The 12745-nt window shown below is 37.9% G+C and carries 12 protein-coding genes; 3 read left to right on the forward strand and 9 right to left on the reverse strand.

Translation table 11 applies throughout. The annotated features are described in order from the left end of the window. Position 1 precedes the first annotated feature (1 nt). From BMX01_RS00130 to artM, 3 genes are read left to right on the forward strand one after another with little or no spacing between them, the layout of a single operon-like run. Positions 2–721, forward strand: coding sequence for a transporter substrate-binding domain-containing protein (locus BMX01_RS00130; RefSeq protein WP_064082092.1), 720 nt, complete (start codon positions 2–4; stop codon positions 719–721). 4 nt (positions 722–725) lie between these two features. Beyond that, on the forward strand, positions 726–1397 hold the full coding sequence (artQ, locus tag BMX01_RS00135) for an arginine ABC transporter permease ArtQ (RefSeq protein ID WP_064082091.1): 672 nt from the start codon (positions 726–728) through the stop codon (positions 1395–1397). Then, on the forward strand, positions 1397–2080 hold the full coding sequence (gene artM, locus BMX01_RS00140) for an arginine ABC transporter permease ArtM (RefSeq protein ID WP_064082090.1): 684 nt from the start codon (positions 1397–1399) through the stop codon (positions 2078–2080). The genes artQ and artM overlap by 1 nt, the downstream gene beginning before the upstream one ends. 51 nt (positions 2081–2131) lie before the next feature. Here the strand turns inward: artM and recN are convergent, their stop codons facing one another. The 9 genes from recN to adk form a co-directional block, all read right to left on the reverse strand. After that, complete coding sequence (gene recN, locus BMX01_RS00145) at positions 2132–3811, reverse strand: DNA repair protein RecN (RefSeq protein ID WP_074647562.1); 1680 nt, start codon at positions 3809–3811, stop codon at positions 2132–2134. Positions 3812–3966: 155 nt separating this feature from the next. After that, on the reverse strand, positions 3967–4887 hold the full coding sequence (gene lpxC, locus BMX01_RS00150) for a UDP-3-O-acyl-N-acetylglucosamine deacetylase (RefSeq protein ID WP_064082088.1): 921 nt from the start codon (positions 4885–4887) through the stop codon (positions 3967–3969). A gap of 30 nt (positions 4888–4917) precedes the next feature. Continuing rightward, complete coding sequence (gene ftsZ, locus BMX01_RS00155; protein WP_064083344.1) at positions 4918–6126, reverse strand: cell division protein FtsZ; 1209 nt, start codon at positions 6124–6126, stop codon at positions 4918–4920. A 37-nt stretch (positions 6127–6163) separates the two neighbouring features. After that, the gene (gene ftsA, locus BMX01_RS00160) at positions 6164–7444 is read right to left on the reverse strand and encodes a cell division protein FtsA (RefSeq protein WP_064082086.1); all 1281 of its coding nucleotides are present in this window, start codon (positions 7442–7444) and stop codon (positions 6164–6166) included. 30 nt (positions 7445–7474) lie between these two features. Next, on the reverse strand, positions 7475–8266 hold the full coding sequence (locus tag BMX01_RS00165) for a cell division protein FtsQ/DivIB (protein ID WP_064082085.1): 792 nt from the start codon (positions 8264–8266) through the stop codon (positions 7475–7477). Continuing rightward, positions 8266–9177 (reverse strand): D-alanine--D-alanine ligase, encoded by a 912-nt coding sequence (locus tag BMX01_RS00170; RefSeq protein WP_064082084.1) that lies wholly within the window; start codon positions 9175–9177, stop codon positions 8266–8268. Before BMX01_RS00170 ends, BMX01_RS00165 begins: the two co-directional genes overlap by 1 nt. A 19-nt stretch (positions 9178–9196) precedes the next feature. After that, a complete protein-coding gene (gene murC, locus BMX01_RS00175) occupies positions 9197–10624 on the reverse strand; it encodes a UDP-N-acetylmuramate--L-alanine ligase (RefSeq protein ID WP_064082083.1) in 1428 nt (475 codons plus the stop codon). A gap of 34 nt (positions 10625–10658) precedes the next feature. Beyond that, positions 10659–11726, reverse strand: a complete 1068-nt coding sequence (gene murG / locus BMX01_RS00180) for an undecaprenyldiphospho-muramoylpentapeptide beta-N-acetylglucosaminyltransferase (RefSeq protein ID WP_064083343.1) — start codon at positions 11724–11726, stop codon at positions 10659–10661. Positions 11727–12030: 304 nt separating this feature from the next. Continuing rightward, on the reverse strand, positions 12031–12678 hold the full coding sequence (adk, locus tag BMX01_RS00185; protein WP_064082081.1) for an adenylate kinase: 648 nt from the start codon (positions 12676–12678) through the stop codon (positions 12031–12033). Between the last annotated feature and the right edge of the window lie 67 nt (positions 12679–12745).

The raw sequence follows: 12745 nt of genomic DNA on the forward strand, positions 1-12745 counted from the left end.
TATGAAAAAATTATTATTAGCTTCTGTGTTAAGTGTCAGTACATTGTCATTAACCGCAAAAGAATTAACGTTTGCGATGGAGCCAACGTATCCGCCTTTTGAAGTAACCAATCAACAAGGCAAAATTTTGGGATTTGATGTTGATATTGCGAATGCAATTTGCCATGAAATTCAAGCTACATGTCATTTTAAAGGGCAAGCATTTGATGCTTTGATTCAAGCGGTCAAACAAAAGCGGATTGATGCAGCCATTTCTGCGATTGATATTACAAATGCACGAATGAAGCAAGTCGCATTTACTCATACATATTATGATAGTTCAGCTAGTTTTATTGCTATAAAAGGAAAGGCGGATTTAGCCAAGGCTAAAAATATAGGTGTGCAGAATGGCACTACTTTTCAGCAGTATGTCGTGGCGGAAGCTAAGCAATATGTAGCTAAATCTTATAATTCTTTGCAAGATGCGGTGTTAGATTTAAAAAATGGTCGAATTGATATGATTTTTGGGGATAGTGCAGTGTTAGCAGATATGTTATCAAAAGATCAAGATCTTAATTTTGTTGGCGATAAAGTGACTAATGAAAAATATTTTGGTAATGGTGTCGCTATTGCGGTTAATAAAGCCAATATGACATTAGTCGATGAATTAAATCGAGGTTTAGCCACAATTAAAGCGAATGGCACTTACCAAAAAATCTATGACAAATGGATGACTAAATAAGCTTATGTTTACAGAATATTTTCCGCTTCTTTATAGTGCTACTTTGGTAACATTAGGTTTAGCGGTCTGTTCACTGCTAGTTGGTTTATGTTTATCGATTTTGTTTGTTGCATTAGAAATGAATAAACAAGCATTTATTCGCCAACCGACTACGGTGTTTCTTACATTATTACGCGGGCTACCTGAAATTTTAGTGGTATTACTTATTTTCTTTGGTTCGACAGAATTAGTGGAAAAAATAACCGGTGAGTATGTCGAATTTAGTGCATTTGGCTGTGGGGTGTTGGCATTGTCACTTATTTTTGCGGCCTATGCTTCACAATCATTACGTGGTGCTATTCAAGCGGTGCTGAATGGTCAATGGCAAAGTGGTGCCGCTTTAGGGCTGAGTCGTGGCTATACTTTTTGGCATATTGTGATGCCACAAGTTTGGCGCCACGCGTTACCGGGGTTAAGTAACCAATGGCTAGTTTTGCTAAAAGATACCGCATTGATCTCTTTAATTGGTGTAAATGATTTAATGCGTCAGACGGATTTAATTAATACCAATGAACATCAGCCTTTTACTTGGTATGGTTTTTCAGCCTTAATTTATTTAGCTATCACGCTGATAAGTCAAGTGATCATCGCTAAATTAGCACAGCATTTTACGCGTTTTGAGAGAGGGGAAAATTGATGTTTCAAGATTATTTTTTGATCATTGCACAAGGTATTCCAACGAGTCTTATGCTGACAGCAGCCGCCTTAATGACCGCTTTTATTTTAGCGGTGTTTTTTACTTTTTTGCTTGCAATGGGAAATCAGTGGCTGAAAATGCTTATAAATAGTTATTTAATGCTTTTCACTGGCACGCCGTTATTAATCCAGTTTTTTTTAATTTATTATGGGCCTGGTCAGTTTAAATGGATCACTGAAAGTGTGGCTTGGCAATTTTTATCAGATGCTTGGTTCTGTGCGGTATTGGCATTAGCGCTAAATAGTGCTGCGTATTCTACACAGCTATTTTATGGAGCGCTAAAAGCGGTGCCAAAAGGGCAATGGCAAGCTTGTTCAGCTTTAGGGTTAAGTCGTTTAGATACCTTGAAAATTATGATTCCATATGCATTACGCCGAGCATTACCTTCGTATAGTAATGAAATTATCTTGGTTTTTAAAGGCACCTCATTAGCTTCCACGATCACCTTATTAGATATAATGGGTTATGCTCGCCAGCTGTATGGGATAGAGTATGATGCTTTAGCTATTTATGGTATAGCGGGACTAATTTATTTAATAATTACCGGTATTATGACGTTTATTTTACGTAAAGTTGAAACTAGGGTCTTGGCTTTTGAAACGTTTTCGACCGCAAAATCGTAGTCTATGAATTTGGTGAATCTTCAAACTAACCAAGCGCTTGGTTATTTTTTGTTATGGCAATGTAGCTAAATCTAGCATTTCTTGGGCATTGGCTAATGCTGTATCGGTAATCTGACTACTACCTAATAGCCTTGCCAAAGATTGCACACGTTCGGCTTGGGTTAATAGCGTCATCTTAGTTTCAGTTTGATTATTTTCTACCACTTTTTGCACATTAAAATGGTGATTGCCATAACTTGCCACTTGCGGTAAGTGGGTTACACATAATACTTGGCATTTTTGGCCTAGTTGGCGTAATAATTTACCCACAGTTGTTGCAGTCGGCCCACTAATGCCTACATCGACTTCATCGAAAATAATAGTTGGGGTAGAGAGTTTATTAGCGGTTAATACTTGCACTGCTAGTGAAATACGTGACAGTTCACCACCAGATGCAATTTTTGCAAGTGGTTGAGGCGGTTGGCCTAAATTACTTTGTAAATTAAACGTGACAAAATCTGCACCATTTGCTGAGAGTTTTTGTGGATCGTGTTGGATATTAATAAAGAATTGACCATTTTCCATGGAAAGATGTTTTAATTGCTTGGTAACTTGTTCCGCTAGCTTTTCGGCGGATGCTAACCGTTGTTGATAAATGGTATCTGCTAATGTTAGGCATTGTTGGTAAGCATTTTCTTCCGCTAAAATAAGTCGCGCTTCATTTTCTTCAACATTGATTAGTTTTTTGAGTTCTGTTTGCAACGTGTTATGCTGTCGCCATAAGTTTTCTGGCGTGACGTAATGTTTTCTAGCTAATTGAATCGTTTTACTAATACGTTCATCTAAGATACTTAAACGCTCTGGATCTTGCTCGATCTTATTTGCCAATACGCTTACCTCTGAATTGGCTTCTTGTACTTGAATGAGGGCCTCATTCAACATCATTAAAGCGGATTGATATTGTGTATCCATTTCAACTAAATTTTCTAAGTGACGAACCGCTTTATATAACATTTGTTCTACATTGGGTTCATTTTCATTCAATAACGCGGTGACCGTTTGCGATAAATTTGTTAGCTGTTCTGCATTTGATAAACGGTTATGTGTTTCTTCCATTTCTTCAAATTCGCCTTGTTTAATGGCAAATTCATTTAATTCATCCACTTGATATTGGAGCAATTGCTTACGTGATTCATTTTCTTGGCATTGTTGATGAAATGTGTTCACTTGTTTATGCAATTTTTTCCAAGCAAGATATTGTGTACTCATTTGATTTAGCAATGAATGCAAACCAGTATAATTATCTAATACTTCTAATTGGTATTCATTTTTCAGTAATAATTGCGGGGCATGTTGTCCATTTAAATGGATTAAATATTGCCCTAATTCTCTTAATTGGGAGATCGGCAATGGTCGGTTATTAACGAATGCTTTTGAGCGGCCTTCTTGATTAATCATTCGCCTTAAAATACATTCTTGCGGATTATCGTCATCAAGTAATTCGTGTTGCTTCAGCCATAAATAAGCAGGGCTAGCAGGTTGCATTGAGAAAGTCGCAATAATATCAGCCTTATTGGCACCATTACGAATCATACTGCTTTCCGAGCGATAACCTAAACATAAACTTAACGCATCAATAGCAATAGACTTGCCCGCTCCGGTTTCTCCTGTAATTACAGACATTCCTTCATTTAAGTCGAGGGTAAGGTGATGGACTATCGCAAAATTATTTATAGTGAGTTGGTTAAGCATAAAAAATACCTGTAACAATATATTCTGTATAGATATATAGTACTACTGTTTTTTTAAACAGTAAAGACATTTGCTAAAATATTTATTATTTAGACCGCTTGGATATAAAAAATCCTCATTGATTGCTCAATGAGGATCTGTATGTTTAGATTCGATTAAATAAATACTTGTTCACCAATCTGGTAACCTTGAGGTGCTTGTTGCGTACCATTAAATGTTACAAATTCCCAAGCATTTTTATTCGCTAATACAGCACGTAATAATTTATTATTCAAGCCATGACCAGATTTATAAGCGGTAAATTCACCGAGAATATTATAACCACACATAAATAGATCACCAATTGAATCAAGCATTTTATGTTTTACCAACTCATCTTTATAGCGTAAACCTTCTTCATTTAAGATTCGATATTCATCTAATACAATCGCATTATCTAGGCTACCACCTAATGCTAGCCCCATAGATTGCAAATATTCAACATCTTTCATAAATGTAAATGTTCTAGCACGGCTAATATTATGGATAAAATTTTCAGCAGATAATTCCATATTGAAATGGCGGACATCTTTGCTGATCATTGGGTGATTAAACTCAATGGTAAAATCTAATTTTAAGCCATTATTGTAAGGTTTTAATTCTGCCCATTTATCACCATCTTCTATTCGAACGGTTTGCTTAATGCGGATAAATTTTTTCGGTGATTCTTGTTCTTCAATACCCGCATCTAATAAGAGATAAATAAATGGACTTGAACTACCATCCATAATAGGAACTTCTGGGGCATTGACTTCAATAATTAAATTATCAAGGCCTAATGCTGAAACAGCTGCATTTAAATGTTCTACTGTTGAAATGCGTACTCCATTATCGTTGATCATACAAGTACATAAAGTCGTATCCCCGACTAAGTTCGCATCTGCAGTAAAATAGACCGCTGGCGTTAAATCTGTGCGAGCGTAAATAATGCCGGTATTAGCAGGAGCAGGCCGTAAGGTTAACTTGACTTTTTGACCACTATGTAAGCCGATACCTGTAACAGTAGTTGCTTGTTTTAGTGTTCTTTGTTTAATCATAATTTGTCCTTATTTCCGCTTGAATAGCTGTTATTGCCCATTTCGCATAAAACCTGGAATACAATTTGGTGACCAAACTTGAGAAGAATCAACTTGTTGCGGTTTGGATGCTGTTTGTTGTGAATGACCAAATTGCGTTGGTTGTTGAGTATAATTTTGTTGATGTGGCTGTGTGAATGCAGGTTGTGTTGGTTGTGCTTGATATTTTTGTTGTGTTTGCGGTTGTGCTGATGGTTGCACAATAGATGTTCTTGGTAATGTGAGCTCTTCTGGTTGGCCAATACCTGTTGCAACTAAAGTCACACGTAATTTTCCTTCAGCCTCAGGATAAATAGATGTACCGAACACGATAGTAGCATCTGCAGCTGCAAAACTGTGGATATAGTCCATAATGATATCAACTTCATTTAATTCAAGATTATCGTCAGAAGAGATACTCACTAAAATACCTTTAGCGCCTGATAAATCGACATCTTCTAATAATGGACTCGCAACAGCATCGTGTACTGCTCGTTCTGCGCGATCTTCACCTTCGGCAATACCTGTTCCCATCATTGCACGACCCATTTCAGACATAACAGTTTTAACATCAGCGAAGTCTACGTTGACTAAGCCGGGAGACGTAATCATATCAGTGATGCCTAAAACCGCATTACGTAAAATATCGTTGGCAGCATTGAACGCATCAATCATTTTAGTATTTTTGGGTAATACTTTTAATAATTTGTCATTAGGAATGATAATTAATGAATCGACGTGTTTTGAAAGTTCTTGAATGCCTTGTTCTGCGTAGTTCATTCGTTTATTGCCTTCAAAACGGAAAGGTTTTGTGACAATCGCAACGGTTAATGAACCTTGTGATTTAGCAATATCTGCGATAACGGGTGCGGCACCTGTTCCTGTGCCACCGCCCATGCCCGCGGAAATAAAGACCATATCTGCACCAGCAAGCATATTTGAAAGTGCTTCGCGATCTTCTTCAGCCGCTTGACGACCTACATTTGGATTTGCGCCTGCTCCTAGCCCTTTGGTAATGTTTGCACCAATTTGGATAGTTTGACGTACTGAACTAGTACGTAATACTTGTGCATCTGTATTGACAGAGAAAAATTCAACACCACCAACACCTTCGTTAAGGTGAGAATCAACCATATGGTTAAGTGCGTTACCGCCGCCACCGCCAACGCCGACCACTTTGATGACGGCATCTTGCGTAACTTCATAAACAGGTTCAAACATTTTCTATCTCCCTTCGTACCAGCTTTTGCTCGTACCATTAAAAACTTGATTTTGTCCAATTGACAACTTTTTTGACACTGTTGCTTAATATGTCAAGTAAAGAATCTACTTTTTCTCCAATTTCACCATTATTACTTTCTTTTTGAGAATTGTAGTGGCTGTACTGTAAAAGCCCTAGGGCTGTTGCATATAGTGGTTTATTTACATAATCCGTTAATCCAGAAATATTTAACGGTGATCCTACTCTTACTTGAGAGCCGAAGATATTTTTTGCACATTCTACAATATCTTCGATTTGTGAGCCACCACCTGTAAGGACAAAACCTGCAATTAATTCTTGTTTTATGCCTTTTTGGAATAATTCGTCCCGTAATTTGATTAATTGATCTTGTACTAAAGTAAGTAAATCGTTATAACATTTTGATGTAACAGTTGCAACGTCTGCTTTAGTGAAGGTTCTTGGCATGCGTCCACCGAGCCCTGCAATTTCTATTTTTTGGTCAGGGCTGTGGTTAGGTGAGCTGACTGCGTTGCCATACTTGGTTTTTATCGCTTCTGCTTCTGATCTTGAAGTGGTAAAAACATTAGCAATATAATCAGTAACGTTATTTCCGGCATATGGAATCACTTTACTAAAACGTAAGGCATTATCCGTATAAACTAAGATATCCATTGTACCACCACCAATATCAATTAAGCATACGCCTAGTTCTTTTTCATCTTCAGTTAATACGGAATAACTTGATGCTAAGCCAGAAAAAACGACGGTGTCTACTTTTAGCTTAGCTCTTTCTGCGGCGTTTTTAAGATTACGTAACCAATCTTGGTGACATGCAATAATATGTGCTTGTGCTCGTAAGCGCATTCCAGATAATCCGATAGGATTTTTTGTAGCAGGTAATTGGTCAACATTATATTCTTGAGGAATAATGTGCAAGTTTTCTAAACCATTTGGTAATTTAATCGAATGTGCAATATGTATAGCCGCATCAATATCTTCCTTGCGGACGACTGTTCCTGATAATGGTACAACGCCAGATTCATTTAAAGCGGTAATATGTTCACCTGAAATAGCTAAGGTTACGCCCATAATCTGACAATTAGATACAGATTCAGCTTGTTCAATTGCACGTTGAATAGAATTGACTGCCGCATCTAAATCAATAACGCCACCACGATCGACGCCCTTAGAAGGGCAATTACTTGCGCCGAGTACATTGATTACACCATCAGGTAGAACCTCACCCACAACAACGGCTATTTTTGACGTGCCGATATCTAAACCGACGATAATTTTGGATTCTGCTATTTTTGTCATATCTTTTAGTTATTTATGCTTACAAAAAAGTTATTTGTTAATCGGAATAAATCCCACTGCGGCACCATGTTCATAGCGCAGATCGACGTAAGCTAATTTTTGTCCTTCAGGGATATCAATTTCAGGGAAAATGGTTACAAAGCGGTCGATTTTGGGAGACCATTTACCTCGACCTAGTCGCAATTCAATATTATTTGATAATTTAATTGTCCAAGAACCCCGCTTATCAACCATTACTGAATATAAGTCAAGATTTCGTGCTTTTAAGTCCGCTTTAATTTTATTCCATGCATCAAGTACTATTTTTCCTTCTGTATCAGGCCCATATAGGATAGGCAAGTCATTTTTATCTATCCGTCCTTTAGGAACACTAAATACTATGCCTTGATCAGATAATAACTGACTATTATTCCATAACGCAACAGGATTATGTTCTAATAAAGTAATACTGAGACGATCAGGATATAGCTTATGAACAATCGTATCTTTTACCCAAGGCATTTCTAGCAATTTTTGTTTTATTAGTTGGATATCTTGACCAAAGTATCCTTTCAAAGCCGGTTCAATTGATAATTTTTCTCGAATATCTGCATTGTGAGTAAAACGAGTTTTATGTGTGAGTGCAAAACTCCGAATCGGTGTTTTATCTAAACTTTCTAGCCAACTTTGCCAAGGAGTATAAATGAAAAACCCACTTATCATTAATAGTAGCATAATCAATGGGTTAATGAATACTAATCTATTAAATGAAGCGGTTGATTTTGTATATGATGGCTTAAAACGTACCGAAGATGTCGTTTTCTTGCGTGAGCTTGATACCATTAGATGCTTAACTCCAATACTCGTTCAACTAGTTTTTCAAATGAAATACCCATTGTAGCAGCAGATTTAGGAAAAATGCTATGGCTAGTCATTCCAGGATTAGTGTTGACTTCTACTAAACGAAAATTTTGGTTTTGATCTTCCATCACGTCAACTCGACTCCAACCACGACAACCAACAACATCATAAGCGGCTTTGACTATTTTGGCGACTTCTGCTTGCCGTTCATTAGTTAATGCGGGCACAATATATTGGGTTTTGTCGGAAAGGTATTTAGCGTGATAATCGTAAAATTCACCATCAGGAATGATTTGCACCGCAGGTAAAACTTCGCCATCTAAAACAGGGACTGAATATTCAGCACCGGTCAAAAATTCTTCTACTAATACGATAGTATCAAATTCCAGTGCTGCGGTAATCGCGGGCAGTAATTCTTCTTTTGTTTTGACTTTGAAAACGCCAACACTTGAACCTTCACTTGATGGTTTGACAAAAACAGGTAAACCTAATTTTGCAATAATTTGATTAATATCGAACGCTTGTCCTCGTTGCACTACTACCATATCTGCTGTGGGTAAACCAACAGCATTCCATAATAATTTGGTACGGAATTTATCTAATGTGATAGCTGAAGCCATTACACCACAACCAGTGTATGGAATCCCCATTTGTTCTAAAGCGCCTTGTAATACACCATTTTCACCTATTCCGCCATGTAGGATGTTGAAGACTCGCTGAATGCCTTTTTCCTTTAATTTCTCGATAGCGATATCTTTTGTATCAATACCTTCTACATTGTAACCTAGGCTTTTTAATGCTTCTGTGACTGCTGCACCTGAGTGTAGAGACACTTCACGTTCTTGTGAAGTACCGCCATATAACACCGCAATTTTTTCGTTCTTAATATTCATGTATGATGAGTTCCTTTGATTATGCTTGCCAATCTTCAGCCAATTTGCGGGTAAGTTTACTGATGTTACCGGCACCTTGTGCTAGGATTAAATCATTATCTTGAATAATTTGATCTAAAACTTCACCTAACTGGCTTGTATCCGAAACTAAAATAGGATCGACTTTACCTAAATTTCGAATAGAACGGCATAATGCTTTGCTATCTGCTTTAACAATTGCGGTTTCACCTGCTGCATATACATCTAGCATAATTAAGACATCTACTTTGGATAGCACATTAACAAAATCGTCAAATAAATCACGTGTACGTGAATAGCGGTGAGGTTGGAAAATCATCACAATTCGTTTGCCTTTCCAACCTTGTCGAGCCGCTTTAATAGTGACTGCGATTTCTGTAGGGTGATGGCCATAATCATCTATCAGCATCACAGTTCCATTTGGTCGTTTAAATGTTCCTAGCGGATCAAAACGACGTCCTGCTCCTTGGAAATCGGCTAATGCTGCTAAAATAGCTTCATTTGCGATACCCTCTTCTTTAGCGACGGCTAATGCCGCGGTTGCATTTAAGGCATTATGATGGCCCGGTACATTTAATACTACATCCAAGCGCTCATTATTTGGGCAGATAACGGTGTAGTGACCTTTAAAACCGGTTTGTTGATAGTTTTCAATACGATAATCAGCATTAGCATTAAAACCGTAGCTAATCACTTGGCGACCAACTTGATGTGCAATTTCCATAACCACATCATCGTCAGCACACATCACGGCTAATCCATAGAACGGCAAATTACGTAAAAATTTTACGTAAATGGTTTTCATTTGTTCAAAATCGCCACCATAAGTATCCATATGATCCGGTTCAATATTCGTCACAACGGATAACATTGGTTGTAGATGTAAAAAGGAAGCATCACTTTCATCTGCTTCTGCAATGAGATAACGGCTTGCACCTAAATGTGCATTTTTACCCGCTGATTTAACTAAGCCGCCGTTAACAAATGTTGGATCTAAACCGGTTTCAGTATAAATCATGGATAACATTGCAGTAGTGGTCGTTTTACCGTGTGTACCAGCCACTGCGATACTATGACGAAAACGCATAATTTCAGCTAACATTTGCGCGCGTTGGATAACCGGAATACGAGCAGATTTTGCAGCGGTGATTTCAGGGTTATTTTCCTCAATAGCGCTAGACACGACTACCACGCTAGCGCCGGCAATATTCTCAGCTTGATGGCCAATAAAGATCTTTGCGCCAGCGTCAGCCAAATGTTTAGTGACAATACTTTCGACAATATCCGATCCTGAAATTTGATAGCCTTCATTTAATAACACTTCGGCAATGCCACTCATACCCGCACCGCCGATGCCAACAAAGTGAATTTGCTTAACACGGCGCATCTCTGGAACTAATTTTTTAATATTATCTTGATAGCTTTTCATTTCTTATTTTTCTATGTTTTGCTGAAAGGATATATTATTTGCTGACTTCTATAATAACTTCCGCAACTCGTTGAGCCGCTTTGGGCGTTGCTTTGGTATGTGCTTTAATCGCCATTTCAGTTAGTTTTTGGCGATCCTTTATTAAAGGCTGTAATATATTTAATAAATTTTGAGCAGTAAAATCAGGTTGTTCAACAATAATAGCTGCGCCTACATTGGCTAAATAGGTTGCATTTAAATATTGTTGGCGATCTTTATGCTGGTAAGGTACAAAAATAGCCGGAAGCCCCGCAGCGGCTATTTCACAAACAGTTAATGCACCGGAACGGCAGATAACTAAATCAGCCCAATTATATGCTTCTGCCATATCATCAATAAATTCGGTTACGCTCACATTATCGGCTTGTTTATACACATCTGAAATGGTTCGTAAATTCCCTTTGCCGGCTTGATGGCGGATAAAAATAGCATTGCCGAGTGCTTTTGCGACTTCTGGTATTGTTTGATTGATAATCCTAGCACCTTGGCTGCCGCCCATAACTAAAATATTAAGCGGGTAAGGTTCAGCTGTGGCACGTGCTTTAAAACGTTGTGCCGGATCTAATAATTCAGATAAGTCTTTTCTAACGGGGTTACCAACGGTTTCTGCTTTAGCAAAAGCTGTTGGGAATGCTTGTAAGACACGTTTTGCAATTTTGGCTAGCCATACATTTGTTAAGCCCGCGATTGCATTCTGTTCGTGTAAAACGATGGGCACATTGCATAGCCTTGCTGCAATTCCACCTGATCCGGAAACATAGCCTCCCATACCTAATACAGCATCAGGGCGGTATTTTTTTATAATCTTAAGTGCTTGTAATACCGCTTTTAGAATACTAAAAGGGGCTTTGATTAATGCTAGAACACCTTTGCCCTTGAGCCCTGAAATTTGGATAAATTCAATGGGGATATTGTATTGGGGTACAAGCTCTGCTTCCATTCGAGCTTTGGTACCTAACCAACAGATTTGCCAGCCTTGTTTTTGTAGTTCTTGTGCAACGGCGATTGCAGGGAATACATGGCCTCCAGTACCGCCTGCCATAATTAAAAGTTTTTTGCTCATTTATGATCTCATGTTATGGCTAAGGATCAAAGAGTTCTTTTTACAAGATCCATACTTTGATTTTCAATCGAAAATTTTGCTTATTCTACAGTAAATTAATAGTTTACGGAAAAATAAAGCGGTCGTTTTTTGCAATGTTTTGCAAAATTTGTTGAATTTTCTGTCATAGATCAAGCAAGTTAGGTGGTAGTGACGTGTAATGGAAATCTTTTTTAGCAAAAATATTGAGTAAGTTTCTAATCAGAAGGGAGATTGAGCTTGATATATTTAACAGCTCAATCTACTTTATAGATAAAAACGGGGTTTATTGGTTGAAAATATTAGCTAATTCAGCGCTGACTTGCTCAACCGGTTTAGTGCCATCTAAACGCTCATAGCGCGTATTGCCTTTTTCGGCTTCAGTAATATAGTAAGCAATAAGCGGTTTTGTTTGTTGATGATATACGGCTAAACGTTCTAATACCGTTTCAGCTTTATCGTCAGCACGGGTGATTAATTCTTCGCCAGTAATATCATCTTGACCTGCTACTTTAGGTGGATTGTATATGATATGGTATGTTCGCCCTGAAGGTTGATGAACACGGCGGCCACTCATCCGTTCTACAATGACTTCATCAGCAACATCAAATTCTAGAACTAAATCAATTTTTACACCGGCATCTTTTAATGCATCGGCTTGTGGAATAGTACGTGGGAAACCATCTAATAAAAAGCCATGGGCGCAATCTGGTTGAGCGATACGATCTTTTACTAATGCAACCGTTAAATCATCAGGCACTAATTTTCCTTGATCCATTAATGCTTTTGCTTGTTTACCTAATTCTGTTCCTTCTTTAATTGCTGCACAGAACATATCACCCGTTGAAATTTGTGGGATACCAAATTTATGCATAATGAATTGTGCTTGTGTGCCTTTACCTGCGCCGGGTGCACCTAATAGGATAACTTTCATGGAAAAACCTCTTTAAAAATGAAAATAAAATAAGGGGATAACCTTACCGATTACCGCCCTAAATTGC

It is taken from the genome of [Haemophilus] ducreyi, assembly GCF_900109315.1.
Classification (GTDB): Bacteria; Pseudomonadota; Gammaproteobacteria; order Enterobacterales; family Pasteurellaceae; genus Haemophilus_B; species Haemophilus_B ducreyi.

What these genes read in the sequence shown, in the direction of transcription:
- artQ (WP_064082091.1), top strand. Translation starts at nt 726, where the DNA reads ATGTTTACAGAATATTTTCCGCTTCTTTATAGTGCTACTTTGGTAACA.
- adk (WP_064082081.1), bottom strand. Translation starts at nt 12,678, where the DNA reads ATGAAAGTTATCCTATTAGGTGCACCCGGCGCAGGTAAAGGCACACAA.
- ftsA (WP_064082086.1), bottom strand. Translation starts at nt 7,444, where the DNA reads ATGACAAAAATAGCAGAATCCAAAATTATCGTCGGTTTAGATATCGGC.
- murC (WP_064082083.1), bottom strand. Translation starts at nt 10,624, where the DNA reads ATGAAAAGCTATCAAGATAATATTAAAAAATTAGTTCCAGAGATGCGC.
- ftsZ (WP_064083344.1), bottom strand. Translation starts at nt 6,126, where the DNA reads ATGTTTGAACCTGTTTATGAAGTTACGCAAGATGCCGTCATCAAAGTG.
- BMX01_RS00165 (WP_064082085.1), bottom strand. Translation starts at nt 8,266, where the DNA reads ATGGTATCAAGCTCACGCAAGAAAACGACATCTTCGGTACGTTTTAAG.
- artM (WP_064082090.1), top strand. Translation starts at nt 1,397, where the DNA reads ATGTTTCAAGATTATTTTTTGATCATTGCACAAGGTATTCCAACGAGT.
- recN (WP_074647562.1), bottom strand. Translation starts at nt 3,811, where the DNA reads ATGCTTAACCAACTCACTATAAATAATTTTGCGATAGTCCATCACCTT.
- BMX01_RS00130 (WP_064082092.1), top strand. Translation starts at nt 2, where the DNA reads ATGAAAAAATTATTATTAGCTTCTGTGTTAAGTGTCAGTACATTGTCA.
- BMX01_RS00170 (WP_064082084.1), bottom strand. Translation starts at nt 9,177, where the DNA reads ATGAATATTAAGAACGAAAAAATTGCGGTGTTATATGGCGGTACTTCA.
- murG (WP_064083343.1), bottom strand. Translation starts at nt 11,726, where the DNA reads ATGAGCAAAAAACTTTTAATTATGGCAGGCGGTACTGGAGGCCATGTA.
- lpxC (WP_064082088.1), bottom strand. Translation starts at nt 4,887, where the DNA reads ATGATTAAACAAAGAACACTAAAACAAGCAACTACTGTTACAGGTATC.